9 protein-coding genes and 2 pseudogenes are annotated in these 11,864 nt (G+C 75.6%); 3 read left to right on the top strand and 8 right to left on the bottom strand.

Annotated elements, in window-relative coordinates:
* Position 1: 1 nt before the first annotated feature.
* From ACOBQU_RS08700 to ACOBQU_RS08715, 4 genes are all read right to left on the bottom strand, one after another.
* Complete coding sequence (locus ACOBQU_RS08700) at positions 2–748, bottom strand: thioesterase II family protein (protein ID WP_423625518.1); 747 nt, start codon at positions 746–748, stop codon at positions 2–4.
* Positions 741–3,803, bottom strand: a complete 3,063-nt coding sequence (locus tag ACOBQU_RS08705) for an amino acid adenylation domain-containing protein (protein ID WP_423625520.1) — start codon at positions 3,801–3,803, stop codon at positions 741–743. The genes ACOBQU_RS08700 and ACOBQU_RS08705 overlap by 8 nt, the downstream gene beginning before the upstream one ends.
* Position 3,804: 1 nt before the next feature.
* Positions 3,805–5,022 (bottom strand): acyl-CoA dehydrogenase family protein, encoded by a 1,218-nt coding sequence (locus tag ACOBQU_RS08710; protein WP_423625522.1) that lies wholly within the window; start codon positions 5,020–5,022, stop codon positions 3,805–3,807.
* Between the two features lie 181 nt (positions 5,023–5,203).
* On the bottom strand, positions 5,204–6,127 hold the full coding sequence (locus ACOBQU_RS08715; RefSeq protein WP_423625524.1) for a LysR family transcriptional regulator: 924 nt from the start codon (positions 6,125–6,127) through the stop codon (positions 5,204–5,206).
* A gap of 84 nt (positions 6,128–6,211) precedes the next feature.
* Between ACOBQU_RS08715 and ACOBQU_RS08720 the strand changes: the two genes are divergently transcribed.
* A complete protein-coding gene (locus ACOBQU_RS08720) occupies positions 6,212–6,406 on the top strand; it encodes a hypothetical protein (RefSeq protein ID WP_423625526.1) in 195 nt (64 codons plus the stop codon).
* A 249-nt stretch (positions 6,407–6,655) separates the two neighbouring features.
* Here ACOBQU_RS08720 and ACOBQU_RS08725 read toward each other — a convergent pair whose 3' ends face one another.
* Complete coding sequence (locus tag ACOBQU_RS08725) at positions 6,656–6,832, bottom strand: hypothetical protein (RefSeq protein WP_423625528.1); 177 nt, start codon at positions 6,830–6,832, stop codon at positions 6,656–6,658.
* A 106-nt stretch (positions 6,833–6,938) separates the two neighbouring features.
* Here ACOBQU_RS08725 and ACOBQU_RS08730 point away from each other — a divergent pair.
* Positions 6,939–7,388 (top strand): annotated as a pseudogene (locus ACOBQU_RS08730) (EamA family transporter); the annotation flags it as partial.
* A 99-nt stretch (positions 7,389–7,487) separates the two neighbouring features.
* On the opposite strand, the gene ACOBQU_RS08735 reads toward ACOBQU_RS08730, so the two are convergent.
* The 3 genes from ACOBQU_RS08735 to ACOBQU_RS08745 all read right to left on the bottom strand — a co-directional run bounded on the left by ACOBQU_RS08735 (position 7,488) and on the right by ACOBQU_RS08745 (position 10,604).
* On the bottom strand, positions 7,488–8,624 hold the full coding sequence (locus tag ACOBQU_RS08735) for a CDP-alcohol phosphatidyltransferase family protein (protein ID WP_423625530.1): 1,137 nt from the start codon (positions 8,622–8,624) through the stop codon (positions 7,488–7,490).
* 276 nt (positions 8,625–8,900) lie between these two features.
* Positions 8,901–10,193 (bottom strand): macrolide-inactivating glycosyltransferase, encoded by a 1,293-nt coding sequence (mgt, locus tag ACOBQU_RS08740; RefSeq protein WP_423634345.1) that lies wholly within the window; start codon positions 10,191–10,193, stop codon positions 8,901–8,903.
* A gap of 12 nt (positions 10,194–10,205) precedes the next feature.
* Positions 10,206–10,604: a MarR family winged helix-turn-helix transcriptional regulator gene (locus ACOBQU_RS08745; protein ID WP_423634347.1), complete on the bottom strand. Its 399-nt coding sequence runs from the start codon at positions 10,602–10,604 to the stop codon at positions 10,206–10,208.
* A 180-nt stretch (positions 10,605–10,784) separates the two neighbouring features.
* Between ACOBQU_RS08745 and ACOBQU_RS08750 the strand changes: the two are divergent.
* A pseudogene (locus ACOBQU_RS08750) lies at positions 10,785–11,851 on the top strand (hypothetical protein).
* Positions 11,852–11,864: the final 13 nt, after the last annotated feature.

Here is an 11,864-nt window from a genome sequence, read left to right on the forward strand (position 1 = left end):
TTCAGGCGCGGAGCGCGGCGGCCAGGTCCTTGGCGAGCGCCACGAGGACCTCGGCCCGCGCGTCGTCCAGGTAGAAGTGGCCGCCCGGAAAGCGCCGCGACACGACCGGCCGCCCGCCAGCGGCCGTCATCTGCCCCCAGTCCGCGAGGAGTTCGTGCCGTACGGTGGGGTCGGCCTCGCCCGCGTACACGGCGAGGGGGCAGGTGAGGGGCGGGCCCGGCCGGTGCGCGTAGGTCTCGGCGACGCGGTAGTCGGCGCGCAGCCGGGGCAGCACGACGCGCAGCAGCTCGGGTTCGCGCAGCACGTCCGCGGACGTGCCGCCAAGGCGCAGCACCTCCCTCAGGAACGCGTCGTCGGGCAGCAGGTGCCGGTCCCGGGAGGCCTCGGCCACGCGGTGGGGCGGCTCGCTGCCGGACGCGATGACCAGCACCGGCGCGCGGCCCAGGCGCTGCGTCTCCCGCGCGGTCTCGTAGGCGACGATCGCGCCGAGGCTGTGCCCGAACAGGGCGTACGGGGCCGGGGCGGGGCCCTCGTCGAGCGCCGCGAGGAGGCCCGTCAGGTCGGCGACGACCGCGTCCATGTCCGTCGGCGGCGGCTCCCGCACCCGGCTGTCGCGGCCCGCGAGTTCGACGGGGACGACGTCGACGTCCGGCGCCAGGGCCGCCGTCCACGCGCGGTAGGTCCCGGCGCTGCCGCCCGCGTGCGGCAGGCACACCAGGCGGACGCGGCGGGCGGGCGCGTCAGGCACGGCGCCCCCGCTCCGGAGGACCGCCGGGGCCGTCACCGCCGTGAACGCCGCCGCCGTGGCGGTCCTCGCCGCCGTCGCCTCCCCCGTGCGCGTCGGTCAGCGCCCGGGCCAGGCCCGTGACCGTGGGCGCCGCGAGGAACGTCTCCAGGTCGACCCGCACCCCCAGCTCGTCCCGCACCCGTGTGACATAGCGCGCCGCGTGCAGCGAGCTGCCCCCGGCGGCGAAGAAGTCCTCGGCGGGCCCGACGCTGCCCACTCCCAGCACCCGGGCCGCCAGCCGCGCCAACTCGGCCTCCAGGGCGGAGAGTTCTCCCTTGGCGGTGGCGCCGCCACGTGGCTTACCCGGCGGTTCGGGCAGCGCGGCGTAGTCGACCTTGCCGTGGGGGGTCAGCGGGATGGCGGGCAGGAAGGCGATGCGCGAGGGCACCATGTACGGCGGCAGCGTCCGCCGCAGCCGCCGGCGCAGCTGATCCGCGTCGGGCGCCTCGGCGGCGGCCGGGACGACATACGCGTCGACGCGCCCCGAGGCCGCCCGGACCACCGCCCTGCGCACCTGGGGCTGGCGCTCCAGGGCGTCGCGGATCTCGCCCAGCTCGACGCGGTGACCGCGCACCTTGACCTGGCCGTCCTGGCGGCCGAGGAAGTCGAGGGCGCCGTCGGGGCGCAGCCGCACCAGGTCGCCCGTCCGGTACATGCGCGCCCCCGGCTCGTCCGCGAACGGGTCGGCCACGAAGCGCTCGGCGGTCAGGGCGGGCCGGTTCCGGTAGCCGCGCGCCACCCCGGCGCCCGCGACGTACAGCTCGCCCGGGTAGCCGACGGGCACGGGGGCGCCCGCCTCGTCGAGGACGTGGACGCGGACGTTGCCGAGGGGCCTGCCGATGGGCACGGCCGCGCGGGCGTCCCGGGGGCCGCAGCGCCAGTGGGTGACGTCGATGGCGCACTCGGTCGGCCCGTAGAGGTTGTGCAGGACGGCGTGCGTGCCCGAGCGGTGCAGACGCGCCACCAGGCCCGGCGGAAGCGTCTCGCCGCCGCAGAAGATGTGCCGCAGGCCCCGTACGTCGGCCAGGCGCGGCGCCTTCTCGTCCAGGAGCAGGTCGAGTACGGCGGGCACGCAGGTGAGGGCGGTGACGCCCGTGCGCACCATCGTCTTGAGGAGTTCGTGCGGGTCGGCGGCGGCCCGTGGCGGGGCGAGCGCGAGCGTCGCGCCCGACATCAGCGGCGCGAAGACCTCCCACACGGAGGCGTCGAAGCCGAGCGCGGTCTGCTGGAGCACCACGTCGCGGGGCCCCAGCGGGAACGCGCTCGCGTCCCAGTGCATCCGGTTGACGAGGTTGCGGTGCTCGACCTCGACGCCCTTGGGCGTGCCGGTGGACCCGGAGGTGTAGACGAGGTAGGCGACGTCGCGGGGCCCCGCCCGGGGCGGCACCCGGTCGGCCGGTCGTCCGTCCAGGGGGCACGCGTCGACGGGCAGCACGGGCACGCGGACCTCGGGCAGCCGCCCGCGCAGCGACCGGTGGGTCAGCACGGCGACCGCTCCGCTGTCCCGCAGCGCGAACGCCGTGCGCTCGGGCGGGTGCTCCGGGTCCAGGAGCAGACAGGCGCCGGAGGCCTTGAGCACGGCGAGGGTGGCGGCGATCGCGTCGGGACCGCGGTCCATGAAGAGCGCGACCGGGGTGCCCGCGCCGAAGCCCGCGCCCCCGTCGTCGCGCCCGGCCGCCGTCCGCTCGCGCAGCAGGTGCGCCAGCCGGTTGGCCCGGGCCTCCAGTTCCTCGTACGTCAGGACGGCGGTCCCCGAGCGCAGGGCCGTGCGGGACGGGTGGCGCTCGGCGGCCCGTTCGAAGAGGTGGTGCAGGCACGCGGCCCGCGGGTAGGTGGCCGCCGTGTCGTTGACCGCGGCGGGCACCCTCCGGCGCTGGAGCGCGGCGGCCGCGGCCGGGGCGGGTCCGGGCGCCCACAGGGACCGCGGCTCGGCGGAAGGCCGCTCGGCGGAAGGCCGCTCGGCGGAACGCGGCTCGGCGGAAGGCCGCTCCGCCCGCGCGGGCGCCCCGGGGCGCGCGGGGCCGCCGCGCGCCTCCTCCACCAGGAACCGCTGGTAGCACCGGGCCGAGGGGGCCCGGCCGGCGAGGCCGGAGGCGCCGCAGACGTGCAGGGCGTGGGCGACGCACTCCCCCACCAGCGGCCGGACGGCCTCCTGCAGGGCCTCGGCCGCGTCCTGGGCCTCCCCGCCGGGCCGCCCGCGGTCGGCGGTCTCGTCGAGCCGCAGCAGCTCGGCGTGCAGCGCGAGCCGCAGCCCTTCGAGCCGGGCGCGCTGCGCGGCGAGCGGGAACCCGACGGCCTGGTGGCCGCCGATGAGCTTCCCGAACTGCCGCCGCTGCCCGGCCCGTTCCACGGCCGAGCGGACGGCCCTGGCGCCGAGGCCGAGGAGGTGGGCGCTGTGCAGCAGCGCCGCCGCGGCCCACAGCGGCCCCGCGGGCAGCCAGGGCCCGCCGGTCAGGTCCTCGCGCAGCCGCACCTCGGCGACCCGGCCGCCGGGGGTGGTGCGCGCGGTCACCCACAGCGCCTCGGTGGGCAGGGCGCGCACCCCGCCGGACGGTCCCGGCTGGAGTACGAGGTCGGGTGGCGCCCCGGTGAAGCGGGCGACGCCGCGCCCGGCGGGCCGGGGCGGCAGGGGGACCCCGGCCGTCAACTCGCCTTCCAGCAGCGGCTTCAGGGATTCGGGTAGCGCGGCGGCGAACCAGGGCGCGGCGAGCACGGTGTCCAGCGCGTCGCCGGGCTGGAGCGCCCGGCCCAGCTCCGCGGCGAGGAGCCCGGCCTCGTACCAGCCGAGGCCCATGCCGCCCTGGCCGACCGGTACGCACAGGCCGTTCCAGCCGTCGCGCGCCATGACCCGCCGCGCCCGCGCGAGGAGCGGCTCGCCGTCGGCTCCGGGCCCGCCCTCGGCCCCGGGCCCGCCGTCAGCGCCGGGCCCGTCGTCGGCGTCGGTGGTCCAGTCGGAGGCCCAGGAGGCGGCGAAGTCCCGCACGAGTTGCCGCCGCCACGCGGTGGGAACGGGCATGTCAGTACTCCTCCCAGGGGTCGCCGCCGTCCATGAGTTCGGTGGCCACGGTGGTCAGCAGCACCTCGGACGTCCCCGCCGCGAGGGTCAGGCCCGGTGCCTCGCGGGCGGCGAGGCACAGGTCGGGGAAGTGCGGGTCGCTGTCCGGCGGATCCGGCGCCGGGCCCAGCAGCCGCCACGCCAACCAGGCCGTCCGCTGGGCGAGTTCGCTGGCCCACCACTTGGCCGCGGCCGCGGCGGCGGCGTTCGGACACCCCCGCTCCACGTCCCGCACGGCCCGCCAGGACAGCAGGCGGGCGGCGCGGATCTCGGCGTCGAGGCGGCGCAGGCCGTGCTCGCGGCAGGCGTCGTCGAGGCGTCCGCGCGCCCGCAGGCCCGCCGTCAGCTGGTCGTACCAGCGCCGGGCACGGGCGGCGAAGTTGATGCCGGTGCGCTCCAGGCCGAGGGCGCGGGTGAGCAGCGGCCAGCCCTGCCCCGGCCGCCCCACCAGGGCGTCGCCCGGCAGCCGTACGTCGTGCAGCCGCACCCGGAAGAGCCGCTCGTGGTTGATGGTGTCGACCGGCTCGACCCGCACGCCCGGGGCGTCGAGCCCCACGACGAACAGGGCGATACCGGCGAAGCCGACCCGATCCCCGACCCGATCCCCGGCCCGGTCCCCGTCCCCGTCCCCGTCCGCGCCGTGGCCCGCGACGCGCGCGGCCAGGATGCCGTACTCGGCGACGGAGGTCCGCGCGTTCCACACCTTGGTGCCGTTCAGGCGCCACCCCCCGCCGGGCTCCGGTACGGCCCGGGAGGTGAGGCCGCCGAGGTCGCTGCCGACGTCGGGCTCCGTGTAGAGCACGGAGAAGACCGTGGCGCCCCGGGCCATCCCCGGCAGGTGGCGGTCGCACTGCTCGGGCGTGCCCGCCATGAGCAGCGTGGCCCCGGCGTTGTCCACGGTGTTCACGCGGACGCTGTCGGGGACGCCGTGCAGGGCCAGTTCCTCGGCGACCGTCGCCGACGCGTACGCGCTGAGGCCGAGGCCTCCGTAGCGGCGCGGCCAGTGCGGGGCGAGCAGGCCGTGCTCGCCGAGCAGGCGGTACACGGCGGCCGGGTGCGGGCAGGCACCGGCGTCCGAGCGCCACACGCGCGTCAGTTCGTCCCGTACGAACGGCAGGGCGAGGAGTTCACGGGTCCGGGTGCGTAAGTCCGCTTCGCCGACGGTCGCGGTGTTCCCCATGCCAGCCCCAGTGGATGCCCTGGCGCCCACGCCAACTCTGTTGTCGCACAGGTGAGTTGAAGACCGAACGGTCAACGGCGCCAACGCGTTTCATGGGAACATCCGGCGGTAGATCGCTGTCAAGGAAGCGGCGCGCGGACCGCCGAGTTCCGGCCAGTCGCCGTGTGGCGGGAACTCGCCGTCACCCGGCGGGCCGCTCCGGTCCTGCGACCAGGGTGTCGAGGTGGGCCAGGGCCGCGGCGATCGCGGGGTGGTGTCCGCTGCCGCCGCGGATGACGCTCAGCAGCCGCCGCGACGGCTTGGCCGGGCCCGTCAGCGGCGTGCGCGCCAGGTCGAGGCGCGGCGGAAGACTGGCCGCGTGCGGCACCAGGGCGATGCCCAGACCGTGGGCGACGAGCGCGGCGACCACGGTCCACTCCAGGGCCTGGTGCGCGATGTCGGGGGTGAAGCCCGCGCTGTTGCAGGCGGCCAGGACGACGTGGCGCGCCGAGCTGCCGGGCGTGCCGACGATCCAGGGTTCGTGCGCCAGGTCCTGGAGCGTCACCGCGGAGCGCTGTGCCAGCGGGTGGCCGCGCGGGGTGAGCAGGTCGAAGGGGTCGTCGAGCAGGGGCCGCTGGTCGAAGCGGCTGTCGCCGTACGGCGGGTTGTCCGCGGTGGCCTCGACGATCACGAGGTCGGCGTCACCGGAGAAGAGCAGGTCGAAGCAGTCCCGGGGCTCCGACTCGCGGACCTGCACCGTCAGGTCGGGCCACTGGGCGCCCAGGCGGGCGGCGAGCGGGGCGAGGAGGACGGACACGGCGGTGGGGAAGCCCGCCAGGCGCAGCACGCCCTTGGGTGCCGCGCTCACCGTGGCGTGCATCCCGGCCTCGGCCCGCTGCCAGTAGCGCTCCATGCGGTCGGCGTGGCGCAGCAGCACCCGGGCCGCGGGGGCGAGCCGCACACGGCGCCCGTGCGGTTCGAGGAGCGGCACCCCGAGGTCCCGGCTGAGCCGCCGCATCTGCTGGGAGGCCGCGGACGGCGACAGGTGGAGCGCCTGCGCGGCGGCGGTGACGGTGCCGTAGTGGGCGATCGCCCGCAGCACGGCGAGGCGGCGCAAGTCAATCATCGCTCCATCATGAAGGCGGCGTGCACGGTGTCGTGCGGAAATCGAACCTGGACTCGTACGGTCCGGGGCGCTGAGACTCATGCCATGTCTGCGTGTCCGTACTGCGGTTGGCCGGACGAGAAACCGGCGCGGACGCTCTCCCGGCACCGCGTCGGCGAGGGCGTCACCGTGTGGACCCGCTGCGCCTGCGGCTCGCTCCAGGCCCGGCAGCTCACGGCGGGGGCGGAGGTCATCACACTGCGGGGCCCGCCCGCCGACCGCCGCCCGCACGAGGGGTGACTCCCCGAGGGGGCGGCGGGAAGCACGCGCGGCACACCGGGGAAGACGGGAAAAACGGAGGAAGACGGGGAAAACGGGGAAGACGGGGAAGGCGGGGAGCTGAACGGTGGTACGGGGGAACGTCCGGCGCGGGCTGATCCGGTGGGCGCCGGTCCGATGGACGCCGGTCCGGTGGACGCCGGTCCGGTGGTCGCCCGCCGCCGCGGGGAGTTGCCTGGTCGTGTGCAGCGCGCTGGCGATGCAGGGCGGTCAGGCGGTGGCGAAGCTCGCCTTCGCCGTGGCGGTGCCGGTGGTCGTCACGGCGCTGCGGTTCGGCTTCGGCGCGGCCGTGCTGTGGGTCGTGTGGCGGCCCCGCCTGCCCGCCGACCGGCCGTCGGCGTACCTGGTCCTCGGCCTCGGCACGTCACTGGCCGGGGCGAGCGTCACCGTCTACGAGAGCTTCGACCGGCTGCCGCTGGGCCTCGCGGTCACCTTGCAGTCGCTCGGCGCGCTGGTCGTCTCGCTGCTCGGTGCGCGCCGGGCCCGGCACGTCGTGTGGGCGCTGCTCGCCGGGGGCGGCGTCGTCCTGATCAACTACCGGCCGGGCGGCGCCCTGTCGGGGGCCGGTGTCGCCCTCGCGCTGTGCTCGGCGGCCTGCTGGGCGGCGTACATCCTGCTCAGTGCCCAGGTGGGCGCGCGCGGCACGGGCGGTGGCGCGCTGGCCCTGGCGAGCGGGTGGGCGGCCCTGCTCACGCTGCCCTACGGGCTCGCCGCGCAGCCGGGGGCGTTCCTGGACGGCCGGGTCCTCGCCACGGGGTTCGCGGTGGCGGTGCTCAGCACGGTGGTGGCCAACTCCCTGGAGCTGCGGGCGCTGCGGCGTGTGCCGCCGCGCGTCTTCGGTGTCCTGGTGTGCCTGGAACCGGCGATGGCGGCGCTGCTCGGTCTCGTCGTGCTCGGTGAGCGCCTGACACCGGCGCAGTGGGCGGCGACGGCCGTCATCGTCGCCGCGTCCGTCGGCGCGGCCCTCGACACCGCGGACCGCGGCGGCGGGCCGGGGCCCCGGGCCCGGGAGACCCCGGGGCCCCGGGCGCGGGCGCGGCCCCTATGCCGCGGCGGTCGCCTTCCGCTCCTCGAAGGAGTCGATCGTGCGCGTGAAGTCCCGTGTGGACAGCAGCAGTTTGTAGACGATGGCCAGCTCGAAGACGAGCAGCAGCGCCCCGGAGACGATCGTCGCCGGGACGACGACGTCGAAGAGGGGGCCGATGATGAAGACGCCCATCTGGAACTCGACGCCGCTCACCAGGTGCGTGCGGATGCGGTGCCGCAGCAGGAAGGAGCGCGCCCGCAGGTAGGCGGGGAAGCGGCTGCGGAACTCCTGGTGCAGGTCGACGACCTGCGGCGCGCGGGCCGCAGTGACGGCCTGTGCCCCTCCCGCGCCGCCCGCCGGGGCGTCCCCGGCGCCGCCGGGCCGTCCGCCGAGGCCTTCGGCGCCGTCCGGTGCCTCCGCCGTGTCACCGCCCCGGCCCGCGTCGCCGCCCGGCTGCGTGCCGCCGCCCGGCCCCGCGTCATCGCCCGGCGCCTCCGCGACCGCGCGGGCCAGGTCGCGCTCCACGTCCGCCTCCGGGTTCTCCCGCAGCAGGTCCTCCATGAAGGCCAGCTCGGCCTGGTTCTCGGCGCGCCGGGCGGCCCTCATGCGGGCCTTGATCTGCTTGCGCATGGTGTGCCGGACCTTGAAGATCTCAAGGGAGTTGATGTACCGCAGCGTGTCGAGCCCGACCACCACGAGGGCGAGCCAGACGTACACGACGTCCCCCGTGCGCTCGTACTGACCGCCCATCAGGGCGACCGCGCACACCATCACGCGGATGCGGTCGAAGACGAAGTCGAGCCACGCGCCGAACACCGAGCCCTGCCCGGTCAGGCGCGCGACCTTGCCGTCCATGCAGTCCAGGACGAAGCTCAGGTGGTAGATCACCGCGCCGAGCACCAGCCACCGCCAGTCGCCGAACGCGAAGCACACCGCGGAGCCGAGCCCGAGCAGGAAGGCGCCCCAGGTGATCTGGTTCGGCGTGACGCGGGTGCGCAGCGCGGTCTGGCGGACCAGCGGCGTGGCGAGGGGGTCGACGAGCAGCACGGTCCACCACGCGTCGCGCTTCTTCTGAGTGACGCGGCGCACCTCGGCGAGGGGCGGTATCTCCCTGCGGGCGGACGCGCTCCGTGGCGGTGACAGTGAGGGCATGAGACAACTTCCTGGCGTTGGTTCGGAGTTCACCTCACGCTAGGAAGCCGTTCCCCGAGGAACAAGGAGCGCCCGGCGCAACCTTTGACCGGGGGTAAGGGTCCAACCAGCGGGACGAGTCCATGGACGTCCCAGGACGCCCGTGCGTTATCCGAGCGTTACCGAATGACCCGGCCGTTACCGAATGGCCTCACGGAGTGTTACGTCAGACCGCGGCACCACCCCCGGACCCCACCCCCCATCACGGCCAATCCGCCGCGAAGCGCGGCGAATCGGTCACACCGCCCGACCGGCCGCCTTCACGCCGCCCTCACGCCGGGCCCGCACGATCTCCTCCTCGATGAGGTCGGCCGCGCGCTTCGTGCCGCCCTCCCCCGCCATGCCCGCCCGCACCTCGTCGAGCCTGCGCGCCACCTCCGGGTCGTCGACGAGCGCGAGGACCGCCGCGCGCAGCGCCTGAGGCGTGGCCTCCGCCATCGGCAGGTGGCGGGCGACGCCGAGCGCCTGGAGCATGTCGGCGTTGCCGAACTGGTCGACGGCCTGCGGCACGGCCACCATCGGCGTGCCGGTGGCGAGCCCCTCCTGACTGCCGCCCGCGCCCGCGTGCGTGATGAACGCGTCGGCCTGCCTCAGGATCGCCAACTGCGGCACCCAGCGGCGCACTTCCACGTTCGCCGGTACGTCGCCCAGCTCGGCCTCGTCGACGTGCCGACCGATCTGGAGCACCATGTGCCAGCCCGGCAGGCCGCCGAACGCCTCGACGCACGCGCGGTAGAAGCCGGGCTGCTTGGTGAAGGCCGAGCCGAGCGACACCAGCAGCACCTTCTCGGCGTCCGCCGGGCGCTCCCAGCCGCCCTGCGCGGCCCGGTCGCCCTGGCAGGCGCCGACGAACGTGTGCACGGCCTCGTCGACCCGGTCGGCGTGCGGCTGCAGCGCCTTGGGGATCAGGACCAGGGAGCGGGGCGGGCGGCCGACGAACGGGTCGGGGTGCTGATCGATGCCGTTCTCCCGCAGCCAGGACGCGAAGCGCGCGTAGTACGCCCGCCCCCGCTCGGTCTTCCGGGGCTCCGCCCACATCGGCTCGGCGACCTCCTCCTCGTACCCCTCCCAGGCCACCAGGTTCGGCGACAGGGAGACCTCGGGCACGCCCCAGCGGCGGGCGAGGACCCGGGCCGGATACGAGGTGATGTCGTACAGGACGACGTCCGGCTCGTCGCCCTCGTACGCGGCGGCCAGCTGCGGCAGGGCCTGGATCGCGTCGGCCAGGAACGGCTCCACGTTGTCGAGGAGGGTCTCGCCCCAGGCCGACGGGTCGTCGTCGGGGCCGGGCAGGATGGTGGTGTAGGGCACGGGCTCGGCGCCGGTCTCGGCGACCTTGTCCGCGAACGCGTGCGGGATCGCGTACGTGACGCGGTGGCCGCGGGCGACGAGCTCCCGGATCACTTCGAGGCTCGGGTTCACGTGCCCGTGGGCGGCGATGGAGAACATGGCGACATGGGCACGCTGGCGTGTGGTCATGACGACGACCATAGCGAGACGAGACGTCTCGTGCAATCCATTTCGGCGCAGCCGGACCCCGCCCTACACCCCGCGCTCGGTCTCCGCCCCCGCGTTGTAACGCAGCAGGTACTCCGCGAACCGCTCCAGATCGGGCCCGCTCCAGTCCGCGAGCCGCTTCCGGAACGCCACCCGGCGGCTGTCCGTGACCCGCGCGAGCAGCCCGGCGCCGCGCTCGGTGAGGTGCAGCACCTGCACGCGGTGGTCGGCGGGGTCCTGGCGGCGCTCCACCAGGCCCGCCTGCTCCAGGGCGGCGACCTGGCGGCTGATGGTCGACTTGTCCAGCGTGTAGTGCGCGGCCAGGTCCGTGGCGCGACAGCCCTGCTGATACTCCAGGTGGCTGAGCAGCGTGAACGAGACCAGTGACAGCTCGGGGTGCATGCGCGCGGCCGTGGCGCGGGCGCGCCGCGCGAACGCCGTCATCTCGCGCTGGATGGTCTCGATCGCCTCGTCCCGGTCGGCCACGCCGCCGCCTCCTCGCCCCGCCGCCTCCGGCCGCGTTTCCCACGGCCCACCAATGGTTGTACAGTACAACATGACGTAAGAGTTGTATATGCCAACTACCTGCGCCATCCATCCGTGCCCACCCCCTGGAGAGGTTCCATGACGGCGCCCGCCCGTGGCCCCCTGCGCCACGTCCTCGTCCACCTGCTGACCCCGCTGCTGATGTGCCTCGGCATGGGCCTGGCCTATATGAGCGCCTTCGTCACGCCCGAGCCGCACGACCTGCCGGTCGCCGTCGTCGGCACCGACGCCCGGGCCCACGCGTCCGCCCACGCCGTCGCGGCCGAGGCGGGCGACAGGCTCGACGTACGGACCCTGGCCACCCGCGCGCAGGCCGTCGACGAGCTGAAGTCCCTGGACATATCCGGCGCCTACCTCCCGGACGCCAAGGCGCCCGAGCTGCTGGTGGCCTCCGCGGGCTCCGACATGAGCGCGCTCGCCGCCGAGAAGGTCTTCACGCCGGTCGCCGCCGCGCAGGGCACGCCGTTGAAGGTCACCGACGTGGCGCCGCCGGTCTCCGACGACCCCACGGGCCAGGGCCTGTTCTTCCTGCTCGTCGCCGTGAGCATCGGCAGCTACGCCTCCGTCGCGGTGCTCGGCGGGGCGGGCGGCGCGCTGCGGATGCGGGCGCGCGCCGGGCTCGCCGTCGGGGTGTCCTTCGCCGTGAGCCTGATCGGCGCCGCGCTCGCCGGGCCGGTCTTCCACCTCGCGCACCACGGGCTGTGGGGGTGTGGGCCCTGTCCTGGCTGTACTCGGCGGGCATCCTGCTCATCGGCGTCGGCCTGCACACGTTCCTGAAGCGCTGGACGACCCTCGCGATGATGGTGCTCTTCGTGATGCTCAACTTCACCAGCTCCGGCGGGGTCTTCCGGCCCGAACTCCAGAACGGCTTCTACGGCTCGCTGCACTCCTTCTGGAACGGCGCGGGCTTCGTGGAGGGCGTCCGGGGACACCTGTACTTCGCCGGGCACGGCGTCGGGCGGGCCGCGGTGACGCTGGTGGCGTGGCTCGCGGTGGGCCTGCTGCTCACGGCGGTGGCCGGACTCGTGGAGCGGCGCCGGGCCGCGCTGACCGGCGCCGCCGAGGCCCCCTCGGCGGCGGCCGCCCAGCAGGCCCGGGAGGACCGGGACGCCGAGGAGGAGATGGAGGAGTCGGTCGCCGTGTGACGGCGGCGGTGGC

It is taken from the genome of Streptomyces sp. G45, from assembly GCF_049542095.1.
Lineage (GTDB): Bacteria > Actinomycetota > Actinomycetes > Streptomycetales > Streptomycetaceae > Streptomyces.